Origin of the sequence: Paraburkholderia sp. Cpub6 (assembly GCF_014201065.1) — a bacterium.
Lineage (GTDB): Bacteria > Pseudomonadota > Gammaproteobacteria > Burkholderiales > Burkholderiaceae > Paraburkholderia > Paraburkholderia tuberum.
The window spans coordinates 170,385-182,566 of the sequence record NZ_JACHDM010000001.1 but is presented as its reverse complement, the minus strand read 5'-3'; the positions used below and the strand labels follow the sequence as shown (position 1 = coordinate 182,566).

The 12,182-nt window shown below is 59.9% G+C and carries 11 protein-coding genes; 8 read left to right on the top strand and 3 right to left on the bottom strand.

Going from position 1 to position 12,182, the window contains the following annotated elements; all coding sequences use genetic code 11:
- The first annotated feature begins 1,025 nt into the window (after positions 1–1,025).
- The 5 genes from HDG33_RS37985 to tnpA all read left to right on the top strand — a co-directional run bounded on the left by HDG33_RS37985 (position 1,026) and on the right by tnpA (position 5,251).
- A complete protein-coding gene (locus tag HDG33_RS37985; RefSeq protein ID WP_260336409.1) occupies positions 1,026–1,424 on the top strand; it encodes a fasciclin domain-containing protein in 399 nt (132 codons plus the stop codon).
- Between the two features lie 1,029 nt (positions 1,425–2,453).
- Complete coding sequence (locus HDG33_RS00830; protein ID WP_184021282.1) at positions 2,454–3,338, top strand: NAD(P)-dependent oxidoreductase; 885 nt, start codon at positions 2,454–2,456, stop codon at positions 3,336–3,338.
- Positions 3,339–3,415: 77 nt separating this feature from the next.
- Positions 3,416–4,114: an SDR family NAD(P)-dependent oxidoreductase gene (locus tag HDG33_RS00825; RefSeq protein ID WP_184021279.1), complete on the top strand. Its 699-nt coding sequence runs from the start codon at positions 3,416–3,418 to the stop codon at positions 4,112–4,114.
- A 68-nt stretch (positions 4,115–4,182) separates the two neighbouring features.
- Positions 4,183–4,557, top strand: coding sequence for a DUF2442 domain-containing protein (locus HDG33_RS00820; RefSeq protein WP_311548038.1), 375 nt, complete (start codon positions 4,183–4,185; stop codon positions 4,555–4,557).
- A 373-nt stretch (positions 4,558–4,930) separates the two neighbouring features.
- Complete coding sequence (gene tnpA / locus HDG33_RS00815; RefSeq protein WP_184022815.1) at positions 4,931–5,251, top strand: IS66-like element accessory protein TnpA; 321 nt, start codon at positions 4,931–4,933, stop codon at positions 5,249–5,251.
- Here tnpA and HDG33_RS00810 read toward each other — a convergent pair.
- Both HDG33_RS00810 and ppa read right to left on the bottom strand, forming a co-directional pair.
- The gene (locus HDG33_RS00810; RefSeq protein WP_184021272.1) at positions 5,232–5,468 is read right to left on the bottom strand and encodes a hypothetical protein; all 237 of its coding nucleotides are present in this window, start codon (positions 5,466–5,468) and stop codon (positions 5,232–5,234) included. The genes tnpA and HDG33_RS00810 overlap by 20 nt on opposite strands.
- A 315-nt stretch (positions 5,469–5,783) precedes the next feature.
- The gene (gene ppa / locus HDG33_RS00805) at positions 5,784–6,311 is read right to left on the bottom strand and encodes an inorganic diphosphatase (RefSeq protein WP_090803541.1); all 528 of its coding nucleotides are present in this window, start codon (positions 6,309–6,311) and stop codon (positions 5,784–5,786) included.
- Between the two features lie 297 nt (positions 6,312–6,608).
- Between ppa and HDG33_RS00800 the strand changes: the two genes are divergently transcribed.
- The 3 genes from HDG33_RS00800 to HDG33_RS00790 all read left to right on the top strand — a co-directional run bounded on the left by HDG33_RS00800 (position 6,609) and on the right by HDG33_RS00790 (position 10,358).
- The gene (locus HDG33_RS00800) at positions 6,609–8,048 is read left to right on the top strand and encodes an aldehyde dehydrogenase family protein (RefSeq protein ID WP_184021270.1); all 1,440 of its coding nucleotides are present in this window, start codon (positions 6,609–6,611) and stop codon (positions 8,046–8,048) included.
- 91 nt (positions 8,049–8,139) lie between these two features.
- Positions 8,140–8,898 carry an SDR family oxidoreductase gene (locus HDG33_RS00795; protein WP_184021268.1) on the top strand — a complete coding sequence of 253 codons (759 nt, stop codon included), beginning with the start codon at positions 8,140–8,142 and terminating at the stop codon, positions 8,896–8,898.
- A gap of 140 nt (positions 8,899–9,038) precedes the next feature.
- The gene (locus HDG33_RS00790; RefSeq protein ID WP_184021265.1) at positions 9,039–10,358 is read left to right on the top strand and encodes an MFS transporter; all 1,320 of its coding nucleotides are present in this window, start codon (positions 9,039–9,041) and stop codon (positions 10,356–10,358) included.
- Positions 10,359–10,874: 516 nt separating this feature from the next.
- On the opposite strand, the gene HDG33_RS00785 is transcribed toward HDG33_RS00790, so the two are convergent.
- A complete protein-coding gene (locus HDG33_RS00785; RefSeq protein WP_221311252.1) occupies positions 10,875–11,495 on the bottom strand; it encodes a phosphatase PAP2 family protein in 621 nt (206 codons plus the stop codon).
- Positions 11,496–12,182: the final 687 nt, after the last annotated feature.

Here is a 12,182-nt window from a genome sequence, read left to right as displayed (position 1 = left end):
CCCGCACTGGGGTCGGTGGCTTGAGTCGCGGCGTTTTCCTGTGGGGCGGGTTGAGGGACTTGGGGCGCGCCTTGCGAATGCGCAAACCCGGCCATGACAAACAACCCGGCAGCAGAAGCGACCATCAGTGATGATTTCACGTTGGCTCCTTTAATCTACGTTGAGTTTTCCACGCATGAGATTCGCTATTCGCGTGCTCCGAACTCGAAATCCACATGGGAATTTCGGAGGTGCGAAGCCCACTTCGGGCATGCGTGGCTAGCTGCCCTGATAGATATCGCAGGACAGGCCCACCGTGCACGCGGCACCGTTTCTAGCTTTGCCGCTGCCGCTGCTTCCGCCGGGCTGCGGTCCGTATCCCAGGTCAGGGGTGCGGTCCATAGTCGTGGCCGGCTGAGCAGTTGTCATGGGCTGCTGGGCAGACGACGGGTCAGTTGTGCCCGACGGTTGCATTTGCTGCGAGTGGGCGGCGCCGGTCGCAGCGAGCAGGGATACTGCACTGACTACAGCTAAAAGTTGCACTTTCATCTCGTCACCTCATTTTCGTCAACGGGTTGCGAATACCACGACCCCGGAATAACAAGGGGATTGGCATCCCCACGAGCGCGCGATGCTTGCATAAGACCTTTTCTCGCGCCTTGCTGATTCTTGCTTTCGCTCCACCAAATGCCATACAGCGTCGTCTCCGACGCCATTTAGCCGAGCAAATGCGAAGTTGGCTTGTTGCACCGTTTGTGCACAAAGCCGGACTTATCCGATGACTACCTGGGTAATGACGCGAGGCTGGTACCGGGCGGGGCAGAAGTATGCGCAATGAGTGCGCCGGTGACAGGACGTTGTACGCCCATTGACCAATAAGACCGCTGCTGCGTTTATGTTATAGAACGCCAAGGTCGTGATTGACAGCGGAATTGACAATCGGCAAGTCAGGGGCGACAGTCGCTCCTGGTCGCTCGCACTGCCATCGGAAGCAGCGACACACCTGTCCCCCCCCCCCCGCATCCAGCTACCCGAGGCCCCCGTATATGCAGTCAACGCAGCGCAATCCGGCGTCCCGTCATGAGGAAACCTCTCATGAAACACACCGCTTTTCTCGTTGCTGCCGCGTTGTCAGCCGCAGGGTCCGGGTTTTCGCGGCTAGCGATACCGTCACGGTGGACGGTCCGGCGACGTATCCCGTCGAAGACATTGTGGACATCGCGATGAATTCGACGGACCACACCACGCCCGTCGTCGCAGTTAAGGCGGTAGGCCTCGTGGGTACGCAGAAGCGTGTTGCGCGCTTTATCGTTTTCGCACCAACCAATGAAGCATTTGCAGCATTGCCGCCGGCCACGGTCGACAGCCTCATCAAACCAGAAAACAAGCCGATGCTGACCTGTATCCTTTCCTGTCACGTTATCCCGGGGCGTTACGATTTTTAGAAGCTCGACCAGCCCATCAGGGAAGGTGACGGCAAGGTGGAACTTAAAACCGTGAACGGCGAGACGCTCACGTTTCCGGACGGACCACACAACATCGTGCTATTGGACGCTGCGGGGGCACACGGCAGACATCTCGGCCTACGACGTCATTCAGAGTAACGGCGTAGTCATGATGGTCGACAAGATACCGATGCCGAAGTAGCAGGACCGGCGCGCACGGTCAAAATGTTCGAATCCAGCCCGGCTCTGTCATTTTCGGCGCCGAACCACGACTTACCTGCATGCCTGACGTCCGGATAAGGCAAATGTCTGCCCTGTTCTGGCCCGAGCGGCTGCTTGCGCTTCGCCGCTGTGCAATCAGCCATCCAACGGTCAGGCGTTAGCGGTGCATGAAACTTCGACGCTGCTACAGCACGCGCCGAAATCGCAGGAGAAATGTGATGGAAAAGGCAACGCGGAAAGTCGTGCTGGCGTGCGTCGCTGTCGTCTCGCTCTACGCCTCGAGCGCGACGTTTGCGCAGGGTGGAGGGAATGGGAACGGTGGAAGTGGGGGCGGTGGTGCTCACGGTGCCGCAACAGCAGGGATGACATACCACAGCGAGCCTGTCTCGAGCCCGTGGAACGCGAGACCGGGCAAAATGACAAAGAACACTGGCTCGACCGATACAGGCATGCACAGTATGTCGCCGGACGACGATGTTATGCCGGCAAAAACAGGGCAGTAGTGCCCACTGCCAGTAAAAGGCTGGCGCGTTTCATACAGTTCTCCTGTCCCGCTTACTGCTGGCGGGTACATGACAAGAGGGAGCGGCTGGGGCTGTACGGGTGGCTCGCCGGACCAGGTAAAGCCGAAACGCGCATTCTGGCCGGCAGCCCCCCGCCGGTCATGTCGGCTTTCACGATGAATACGACGCCGTCAGAAAGTCGTCGGCGACAACGTACGCTATCCCCTTCACGAGTAACGGCTACATCGGCAACGGCGTAATGACGGCAGCAGCGTATGCTACAGGGAGTGTTCAGGAGACAACCATGACCCTTGCCGGCAAGACCATATTCATGTCTGGTGGCAGTCGCGGCATCGGACTCGCCATTGCACTCAGAGCCGCACGTGACGGAGCCAATATCGTGATTGCGGCGAAGACCGGCGACCCGGACCCGCGTCTCGAGGGCACGATTTATACGGCAGCGGCGGCTGTTGAAGCTGCTGGCGGCAGGGCGCTCCCGCTTGTTGTGGATATTCGCGACGAAGAACGCGTGAAAGCCGCGGTTGCCGAGACCGTTGAGATGTTCGGTGGCATCGATATCCTCGTGAACAATGCCAGCGCCATTCGACTGACTGGCACGCTAGATACACCCGTCAAACGGTACGACCTGATGCATGGGGTCAATGGCAGAGGCACGTTCGTGTGCGCGCAAGCGTGCCTGCCGCATCTCCTCAATTCGCCGAACCCGCACATCCTCACGCTGTCACCTCCGTTGGTCCACGACGCAAAATGGTTTAGCGACTTTGCGGCATACGCCATTGCAAAATACACGATGAGCCTGTTCACCTTAGCGCTTGCCGGGGAGTTCAAAGACCGAGGTGTCGCAGTCAATTCGCTGTGGCCTCGAACAGCTATCGCGACCGCGGCTGTGCGAAATGAGATTGGTGGTAAGGACATGATTGCAGCGTGTCGCAAGCCTGAGATAGTTGCCGACGCGGCCCACTATATCCTGACGCGCCAAGCCAGGGAGTGTTCGGGAAACTTCTTCCTCGACGACGAGGTTCTTCTGGCAGCCGGTGTGCGCGACTTTGCACAGTACGACGTGCAGGCTGGGGCTGCATTGCAAGCAGATTTCTTTGTGGATGCCCTGCCGGGCATGTTGCCGGCGGACAATATGACGAAGCGTCCACCCCGCAATCCGCTCCCCTAAAAAGTTAGGGTGTGCGGAAACGGACTGACGGCACGGCATACGTAGCTACTCAAGTCCCTGTTGAAGCAGGAGGAACCATGAGTCGAATTGAGACCGCTTTGATTGTGGGTGCGGGAAAGGGATTGAGTGCCTCCCTCGCGCGACTGTTTGCGGCCGAGGGTATGCAGGTTGCACTCGCTGCCCGCGACACCAGCAAGCTGACACACCTCGTCGACGAGACCGGCGCTCTCGCCTTGAGTTGCGACGCCAGTCGAGCGGACGAGGTCAAGGCACTCTTTGACCACGTAGAAGACGCATTCGGCGCTCCTGACCTCGTTGTTTACAACGCGAGTGGCCGCTATCGCGCGGCTGTCGAAGATGTCGAGGCGGAGAAACTTGAGGATGCCTTCAAAGTGACCGCCTTCGGTGGCTTTCTCGTTGCCCAAGCAGCGGCTGTTCCAATGCTGGCACGCGGCAACGGCACCATCCTCCTGACCGGCGCTACGGCGAGCGTAAAAGGTCTACCCGGTTCGACGCCATTTGCAATGGGCAAGTTCGCCTTGCGAGGAATGGCCCAATGCATGGCGCGAGAGCTCGCACCAAAAAATATTCATGTGGCGCATTTTGTCATCGACGGCGGCATCGCCAGTGGTCGGGCGCAACCGGATGACGGCAGCACTGACGACAAATGGCTGGACCCAGACGCCATAGCCAGCGAATATCTGCACGTTCATCGTCAGCACCGCAGTGCGTGGACATGGGAAGTCGAACTGCGGCCCTGGGTCGAGGAGTTTTAGGGCATACATCCTCGCCGAATGGGGAGTGGACGCAGCCGCGGTGAGATTCGGTATCGGGCGCTTCGTCCGTGGCTGGTCGTGTCATTGAGCGACACTCACTTCACATTAGGGAGCGTAAATTGTTGCCACATCTCATTGTGATAACGTTCGCCGAGAACGCCTTCACCGTCGAATCGACCGACGGTCGGCAGTTGAATGTGCCACTGGATATTTCATCGAAACTGCTGGCAGCCGTGCCAGAACAGCGTCCTGCGATGAGCCTCACGCCGAGCGGACTACACTGGGACGAACTTGACGAGGACCTCGGGGTTGCTGAGCGAATCCGGGCGCATGCTGTCGCTCGAAGATGCAGAAACGAGCCCTCAGTGATGAGCGGGAGAGGGCAAGTTCTATCCCAAAACAGTTCTACGCGAGCGGCTAAAGTCAGTCGGTCGGGTGATTAAGGTCGACCCAGAGGACATTTAGCGGCGGTCCCGCCGTAACCACCCTGCACACAATAGCCGCCACGTCGAACCCGGCGCAACCGATTGATTTCACAAAGTCTCCAGTCCTAAACGGAAGATGCGGCAAACATAGCGAGAGCGCGTCGTTGGTCACAATGGCGGACAACTCGCATTGAAACACAGGCGTCTGATTTCACATCCCGGGTGGGTTGTCAGTAAGCGCCGCGGCACGGCCGTCTTGATCTGTGCAATCGGAGAGGCCAAAGTGGTTCCCACCATTTCGAGTAGCGGGAACCATTTTGGGATCAGAAGAGAAGCCAGCGTCGGGAACACGTAAAGGCAGCCCGAACATAGCCCAGAGTTTCGACGTCGCCTGGCCGCGGCTGCATGTGAACCAGGCGTCTCTGTTTCGAAACTCGCCAGGGAACATGGCATCAACGCGAACATGTTGTTCAAGTGGCCGCGGCGTTATCGTGCAGAGCAAGCTGCCGGGACGACCGGGCTTGTTCCGGTGATGGTCGTGAGCGACGCGCCGGTTGCCAACACGCCGACATCTTCGGTCGAACAGGAGATGGTGAAGCCAACCAGGACCATCGGCACGATTGAAGTTCGAATTGGCCGGGCGGTGGTGAAGGTCGATGGTGTAGTTGACGCCGAAACGCTGCGTACGGTGCTCAAGAGTGTGCGATCGTGATCGGCCTGCCTCGTGGCGTGATAACAACTTCATCGGGAATCACGACACCGAGCGCCTTAGCAATGTTGGAAACATAGGGACGAGTCCGCTCGGGCAATTCCGTGCGCCCGCGCACGACAACTTCGGTACCGCAGACAGTGACCAGAAACTCCAACGCGCGTCGGTCACGTTCGGAGTCTACGATGATGCCAACTGCAGTAAGTGCCGAGAAGTCCACAGGCAATCTCCGGTCGAAAACCAATTACCCCGGAGAACTCTATGCGAAAAAACACAAAATTCAAGAAATTCAAAGAACTACGCAATCTTGCACGAAGATTTGTGCGGCATGCGTGATTGGCCTCAGCGCGCTGCTGGGCGCCTCGGAAAACCTTTGAGAAATTTTCTCTATCTTTAAAACCAAAGGCGCGCAGGGTCTCACCGCCGAAATTCAGCCGAACAAACGCAAAGAGGCAAACCGTTGTGGATTGCCCCTTAAAGACCTACTGAGTGTTCGCAAAGCGAGGTCAATCTTTCACTTCGCGATTACCCTGCTCTACTTCTTGTAGTTCGCCACGCCTTCGCTGATTTCCTTGTGGGCAGCATCGACGTCGGCCCAGCCTTCGACCTTGACCCACTTGCCCTTCTCCAGCGCCTTGTATTGCTCGAAGAAGTGCTTGATCTGGTCCTTCAGGTAAGCCGGCACGTCGTCGACCGACTTCAGGTTCGCCGTCATCGGGCAGATCTTGTCGTGCGGCACGGCGATCAGCTTCGCGTCGACACCGGACTCATCAGTCATCTGCAGCATGCCGAGCGCGCGGGCACGCACGACCGAGCCTGCCAGCAGCGGGAACGGCGTGATCACCAGCACGTCGACCGGGTCGCCGTCGCCCGACAGCGTCTGCGGAATGAAGCCGTAGTTGGCCGGATAGCGCATGCCGGTGCCGATAAAACGGTCGACGACGAGCAGGCCCAGGTCCTTGTCGGCTTCGTACTTCACCGGGTCGCTTTGCGCCGGGATTTCGATGATGACGTTGAAATCGTGCGGAAGGTCATTGCCTGCGGGAACGTGATTGAAGCTCATGAGCGCTCTCTGAAGGGGATGGAAATCGGAAGGCGGCGAACGGCGCGCGAGCTGCCGATGCGGTGCGAACTGTGTGCGAACCGCGAACGTCGGGCACTGAAACCCTCTCGCCCCGAACGACGGGGCCGCGCACCGGACCGTACGGAATGCGCCATTATAGCCAATCGGCAGGTGGCATCCGCGGTCGGATCGGCGCGATAATCGTCTGGCGAGTCTCGCTTCGCGTCTCTACCGTTTTGTGTCTCCCCTTCGAACCCGCGCCGCCGCACGCCGGCCGCACGTCATCAAGGAGCATGCATGGAAGAAGCACGGCATTTCATCGGCGGCGAGTGGTGCGCCGCTTCCGGCGGCGAATCGATCGCCGTACTCGATCCCTCGGACGGCCAGCCGTTCACGCGCATCGCGCGCGGCACCGAGGCCGATATCGACACCGCCGTGCACGCCGCGCGCGCAGCGTTCGACGGCACATGGGGCGCGCTGAGCGCCGCCGAGCGCGGCCGCGTGCTGTACCGGCTGTCGCTGCTGGTGGCAGCGCGCCAGGAAGACCTTGCACGGCTCGAAGCGCGCGACACCGGCAAACCGCTCAAGCAGGCGCGCGCCGACGCCGCCGCCCTGACCCGCTACTTCGAGTTCTACGCCGGCGCGGCCGACAAGCTGCACGGCGAAACCCTGCCCTACCAATCCGGCTACACGGTGCTGACGATCCGCGAGCCGCACGGCGTGACCGGCCACATCGTGCCGTGGAATTACCCGATGCAGATCTTCGGGCGCAGCGTCGGCGCGGCGCTCGCGACCGGCAATGCGTGCGTCGTCAAACCGGCCGAGGACGCGTGCCTTTCCGTGCTGAGGGTCGCAGAGCTCGCCGCCGAGGCCGGCTTGCCGGCCGGTGCGCTGAACATCGTGACCGGCTATGGGCACGAAGCGGGCGCCGCGCTCGCGCGTCATCCGGGCATCGATCACATCTCCTTCACGGGCTCGCCCGAAACCGGCAAGCTCGTCACGCAGATGGCCGCCGAAAACCACGTGCCGGTCACGCTCGAACTCGGCGGCAAGTCGCCGCAACTCGTGTTCGCCGACGCCGATCTCGACGCCGCGCTGCCGGTGCTGATCTCCGCGATCGTGCAGAACGCCGGGCAAACCTGCTCGGCGGGCAGTCGCGTGCTGATCGAGCAGGCGATTTACGAGCCGCTGCTCGACAGACTCAGCAGCGCCTTTCAGGCGTTGCGCGTCGGGCCGTCGAATGCCGACCTCGACTGCGGACCGCTGATCAGCGCGAAACAGCAGCAACGCGTGTGGGACTTTCTGTCGGACGCGCAACACGACGGCATCGCGATGGCCGCGCACGGCGAGGTGATTCCCGAAGCGCCTGAAAGCGGCTTCTATCAGGCCCCGACCTTGCTGCGCGACGTGCCCGCGAGCCACCGCCTCGCGCGCGACGAAGTGTTCGGTCCGGTGCTCGCCGCGATGTCGTTCCGCGACGAAGCCGAAGCGCTCGCGCTCGCGAACGGCACGCAGTTCGGGCTCGTCGCCGGCATCTGGACACGCGATGGCGCGCGCCAGATGCGCCTCGCCCGACGCGTGCGCTCGGGCCAGGTGTTCATCAACAACTATGGCGCGGGCGGCGGCGTCGAATTGCCGTTCGGCGGCGTCAAGCATTCGGGACATGGCCGCGAGAAAGGCTTCGAGGCGCTGTATGGCTTTACGGTGCTGAAGACGATCGCGATCCGGCACGGCTAGCGGGTGCCGTAGGGCTCGCTCGCGATCGGCGCGAGCAGCACGTTACACACAACAACGCATCGCTCTATCCATCACAAACAACGGAGACATCATGCGGTTGACAGGTAAAACGGCCATCGTCACGGGCGGCGGTTCGGGTTTCGGCGAAGGCATCGCAAAGACCTTTGCGCGCGAAGGCGCGAACGTCGTGGTCAACGACCTCAACGGGCCGGCCGCCGAACGCGTCGCGAGTGAGATCGCGATTGCGGGCGGCAAGGCGATCGCGGTACCCGGCAACGTCGCGCAACGCGACGACTGGCGCACGCTGCGCGAGGCCGCGCTGGAAGACTTCGGCAGCGTGCAGATCGTCGTCAACAACGCAGGCACCACGCATCGCAACAAGCCGGTACTCGAAGTGACCGAGGCCGAGTTCGACCGCGTCTATGCGGTGAACGTGAAGAGCATCTACTGGAGCGTGCAGGAGTTCGTGCCGTATTTTCGCGAGCAAGGCGGCGGCAGCTTCATCAATATCGCGTCGACGGCGGGCGTGCGGCCGCGGCCCGGGCTCGTCTGGTACAACGGCAGCAAGGGCGCGGTGATCGTCGCTAGCAAGTCGCTCGCCGTTGAGCTGGGGCCGGACCGGATTCGCGTGAACTGCGTGAATCCGGTGATCGGTGAGACCGCGCTGTTGTCCGAGTTCATGGGGGTCGAGGATACGCCGCAGAACCGGCAGAAGTTCCTGGCAGGGATTCCTCTCGGGCGGTTTTCGACGCCGCAGGATATTGCGAATGCGGCGCTGTATCTGGCTTCGGATGAGGCGGAGTTTATTACCGGCGTGTGCCTCGAAGTGGATGGGGGGCGCTGCGTGTAGCGGTAGGTGAAGCGCTGCGCACGCACTGCGTGCGCAGTCAGTGTTTTCCCCCGATATCGATTCGTCCTGCAAAAGACCTGGCGCGGATAGAATCGTTCGGCGGCGGCACTTCAATTCCATAAAAAAGAGGAGACATAGTCATGGCTAGTCCTGCAGATCCGCTTCACCATCCCGGCGCTGGCGCGCCGCCTTCGACGTTCGAAGAGGCGACTTATCGCAAGGTTACCTGGCGGCTCGCGCCGCTATTGATGCTCTGCTACATCGTTGCCTATCTGGACCGTGTGAACGTCGGCTTCGCGAAGCTGGGGATGAGCACCGATCTTGGCTTGAGCGATGCGGTGTATGGTTTCGGCGCGGGGATTTTCTTCCTCGGCTATTTCATCTTCGAAGTGCCGAGCAACGTGATCCTGCATAAGGTCGGCGCGCGTGTCTGGATCGCGCGGATCATGATTTCGTGGGGCGTGATATCCATGCTGACGATGTTAGTCACCACGCCGACGATGTTTTATGTGATGCGCTTTTTGCTTGGACTTGCTGAGGCGGGGTTCTTTCCAGGGATTATTTTGTATCTCACCTACTGGTATCCGGCGCATCGGCGTGGACGGATGACGACCTGGTTTATGACGGCGATTGCGTTGTCGGGGGTGATTGGTGGGCCGGTGTCTGGGTACATCCTGAAGAACTTCAACGGCGTGAACGGGTGGCACGGGTGGCAGTGGCTGTTTCTGCTCGAGGGGGTTCCGTCGGTGCTGGTTGGGATCATCGTGTTCGTGATGCTCGATGATCGGATTTCGAAGGCTAAGTGGCTGACCCGGGAAGAGCAGCAGTTGCTTGAGAGTCAGGTGTCGGCTGAGGAAGCGACCAAGCACGATATGCCGATTCGGCAGGTACTCACTAGCGGGCGGGTGTTGATGTTGAGCCTCACCTACTTCTCGTTTGTGATGGGGCTTTATGGGGTGAGCTTCTGGTTGCCGACGATTATCAAATCGACCGGCGTTACCGATGCGTTTTTGATTGGGCTGCTATCGGCGGTGCCGTTTGCGGCGGCTGTTGTGGCGATGGTGTTTGTAGCGCGGAGTGCGGATCGGTCGAGGGAACGGAGATGGCATATTGCGTTGCCGGCGTTTCTTGGTGCTGTGGGGCTCGTGCTTTCCGTCGTTTGGGCGCATAACACCCTGCTTGCCATGACTGGGTTGACGCTGGCTACTATGGGCATCCTCACTACACTGCCGTTGTTTTGGAGTTTGCCTACCGCGATTCTGGCAGGCACCGGCGCCGCTGCCGGGATTGCGATGATTAATTCGATTGGCAACCTTGCCGGTTTCCTTAGTCCTTATGCTGTGGGGTGGTTGAAGGAGGTTACTGCGGCGAACGATTCGGGGATGTATATGTTGGCGGCGTTTATGGTGCTGGGCGGTTTGCTTGCTATTAGTGTGCCGGCGAGGATGGTTAATAAGTGATTGGAGTCGCTGCTGAATGTTGCAGAAAGAGTGATTGCCCGCCTTCGCGGAATGCCACCGACGAGGTCGGGTTTATATGACCTTAGCGAAGCAGACGCAAAATCAGTCGCTGTCAAATTGGCGGGCGAGCTTCGCTCGACTTACTTCAAAAGCGTCCCCCCAGTGTTGGGCGCGTTGGCATTTGGAGCAATGACTCGGGTTAGTGCCTCGCGTGTGAGCTCCCAACCGAAAGCTATAGCCGTACACGAGCAGCGGCACCTGTGGTGATCGGCCAACAATCAATCTTCGGTAACCAGCTCGGACACTCAGGCTTCCACTGCGCCCAGGAAGCAGCCATTAGATCGTAGGGATGGCGGTCGCTTCATCGGCCATTCCATCGCGATGACGGTTCGCGATGCTGGATACGGTGGTGGCGAGCAACTCTGCGCGTCGAACTTACGGAGCGTTGTTCAAACGAGGTCAGGACGTCGCCGCGCCGCCACCTGCACACCAGTCACGTCCGTTTCGCAACCAGACCTAGAACCGCTTCGCGAAGCCTACCGTAAAACCGTGCGGGAGAATCTGCACGAACAGGGGTGTCTGCCATGTCGTGCTCAAGTATCCTACCGCCGTGCCCAGCGCCCAACCGGCGAGGACGTCGGTCTGCCAATGCGCCTGGCTTTTCACGCGTGCGATCGAATCATAGAGCGGCAACACCTCGAGTGCCCAAACCCACGGATCACGCCGACCATAGTTGACGATGAACGGCGTTACGAAGCTCGCCTGAAGGGTGACTTCACCACTGGGAAAACTCTTTCCGCCGCTGAACCATTGGTTCGGTCCCTGGCCAGCGCTGGGCCGCTGACGACCGAACGCATACTTCATGCCTTGAGCAGCGACCGCCGATATCGCCGTAGCGTCGGCCGTTTGCCAGAATGTATGGCCCAGTTCGTTGTCGTTCCCAAGCCACAGAGCCCCACCCGCCGTCGTGGCTATCACGGCGTATTCAAGTGCGAGCTGAACATTGCGGTTCCATATGCCGCTCTGATCCAGCGCGACTTCATGATCGATCCCGCCGGCATATGCGCCCGAAAAAGTGAACGCCGTGATTGCGGCGGCTCCGCACCGTCTCCCTGTCACCCTGAGTCCAGAAGTCATCGATCTCATTTTCGCCCTCGCGCAGCAGTGTGGCGAAAGGTTCGCGTAACCAGCTTTCTGCAGTTACTTTAAGACGCAACGTGAACGACGATCGCGGCCCGCACCATGATCGCCATGGATCATGGTGGCGACGATTGAAGGCAACTTCAGTCCGCCCCGGATCTATTCAAACCTTCCGATGCTTCAATTGGCGCCTCGATGCGTAACCGCCCGCAGGAGGAACTGCCGTCAGCGTACCAACGCGACGGGATGCGCAGCATGTGCTCGAATACGGTGAAACCCATGTTGCACAAGATCGTACTAGACCGATCTGAAGGAAACGTTAAGACCCGAAACGTTTCCAATGCTTAGGGAGCTAAGCCATGTCACGTCAGCATCGAATTGATCGTGCCGGGCATATTCTCGCGATGGAACCAGAGGCGGCTTGAAAGGTCCTGTTAGCGCGGCACTTAACAACATGTCGAACCAATGTCGTCGGCCCCGGATCTCTGGTTTACCCAGGCCTGTGGCTGCCTGGGAAGTCCCTAAATCCATGAACAGGACGGCCTGCCAGCATGAGTGCTTACGCCGCTAGACCGGCCTCAAGAGAAATGGCTGGTGTTGAAATGGATACGCATCCTCTACCGCTGCTGGCCAGACTGGGACACGATACGACGAAAGCGTCTATCTAAACGCATTGAGGAAGCG